Genomic DNA, 1830 nt, shown 5'->3' with positions numbered 1-1830 from the left:
TCGGGGCGAGGCGGGGGTCCTGCTGGTCCGGGCGTCCTGCGGTGACGACCCTCGGGGAAGGGGATCGTGCCCGACTCCCCGGGCGGGGAGGCCGTTCCCGTGCCGCGCGGCCGCACCGCGGGGCGGGTGCCGGGCCGATGGGCTGTGGACGTGGCATCCACGGTAGGAGCCGGGCCCCGGGGAGGAACACCGAGTTGAAAGGGCCGCCCCCTCGTTTTGAACGAGGTTTTGCCCGCGCCGGGCGAGCATGGTGCGACTTGGTGTGACTTGACGGTCCATGGGGGATCTGGGCCACATCATCGGCTTCGGCGCGGGGCTAGCCTGAGGCGGTGACTGAGACGACCCATTACGACATCGCCCTCATCGGCTCCGGCTCGGCGAACTCCTTCCCGGGCCCCGATCTCGCCGACCGCACCATCGTGCAGATCGATCGGGGCGTCGGCCCCGACCGCGTGTTCGGCGGGACCTGCCTGAACCTGGGTTGCATCCCCACGAAGATGTTCGTGCACACTGCGGATCTCGCGGCGACCCCCGCGGACGCGGCCCGCTTCGGCCTGACCGCGCAGCTGCAGCACGTGGACTGGCCGGCGATCCGCGACCGCATCTTCGGGCGCATCGACCCGATCACCGCCGGCGGCGAGGCCTACCGCCGCGACCACGAGGACAACGCGAACCTCACCCTGCTGCGCGGCACCGCCCGCTTCGTGGGGGAGAAGGAGCTGCACGTCGACGGCAACGACGGCAGCCGGCAGCGGATCACCGCCGACACCATCGTGCTCGGCGCCGGCTCCCGCCCCGTCCTCCCGCCGATCGACGGGCTCGCGGACCTCGCCCCGCACACCTCCGACACGATCATGCGCGTGGAGGCGCTGCCCGCCTCCCTCGCGATCCTCGGCTCCGGGGTGGTCGCCGTCGAGATGGCGCACGTGCTCTCCGCGCTCGGCGTCGAGGTCACCCTGATCGCCCGCTCGCAGCGGGTGCTGCGCGCCGCCGACGCCGACGTCTCCGCGCGCCTCACCGAGATCCTCGGCGAGCGGGTGCGACTGGTGACCGGCTTCGACACCACCTCGGCCCGGCGCACGGCCGACGGGGTCGAGCTGCGGGGCACGCGAGAGGGCCGCGAGGAGACGCTGCGGGCCGAGGAGCTGCTGGTCGCCGTCGGCCGCCGCCCCAACTCCGACCTGCTGGACGTGCGGGCCGCGGGGATCGACGTCGCCGAGGACGGCCGCGTCGAGGTCGACGTGTACCAGCGCGTCCTCGCCGGGGGAGAGGTGCGCGAGGGCGTCTTCGCCTTCGGCGACCTCTCCAGCCCCCACCAGCTCAAGCACGTCGCGAACCACGAGCAGCGGATCGTGCGGCACAACGTGCTGCACCCCGAGCAGCTGCGGCGCTCCGACACGATGCCGGTCCCGAGCGGCGTGTTCACCGATCCCCACGTCGCCTGGGTGGGGATGGACGAGGAGACCGCGCGCGCGAGCGGCCGCGAGGTGCGCGTGGCGGTGCAGGAGTACGCCTCGATCGCCTACGGCTGGGCGCTGGAGGACACCACCGGCTTCGCGAAGATCATCGCGGACGCGGAGACCACCGAGATCCTCGGCGCCCACCTGATCGGCCCCGAGGCGACGACGCTGATCCAGCTGCTGATCCAGGCGATGAGCACCGGGCAGACGGCCCGCGACATCGCCGCCACCCAGTACTGGATCCACCCGGCGATGCCCGAGCTGATCGAGAACGCGCTGCTGCAGCTCGTGGACTGATCCGGCTCGTGGACCGACCGCCGTCGGTCTCACGGCGCACGGAACGGGGGCGGCCCGGGGCATCTGCCCCGGG

1 protein-coding gene is annotated in these 1830 nt (G+C 73.0%); it reads left to right on the top strand.

Annotation, left to right across the window (positions count from 1 at the left end; translation table 11 throughout):
• Nucleotides 1–329: 329 nt before the first annotated feature.
• Complete coding sequence (locus HMPREF3159_RS01965; protein WP_070499444.1) at nucleotides 330–1757, top strand: mycothione reductase; 1428 nt, start codon at nucleotides 330–332, stop codon at nucleotides 1755–1757.
• Nucleotides 1758–1830 lie beyond the last annotated feature (73 nt).

This window comes from Brachybacterium sp. HMSC06H03, assembly GCF_001807385.1.
Taxonomy (GTDB): Bacteria; Actinomycetota; Actinomycetes; order Actinomycetales; family Dermabacteraceae; genus Brachybacterium; species Brachybacterium conglomeratum.
The sequence above is the reverse complement of the archived record's forward strand: the minus strand, read 5'-3'. Positions and strand labels throughout refer to the sequence as shown.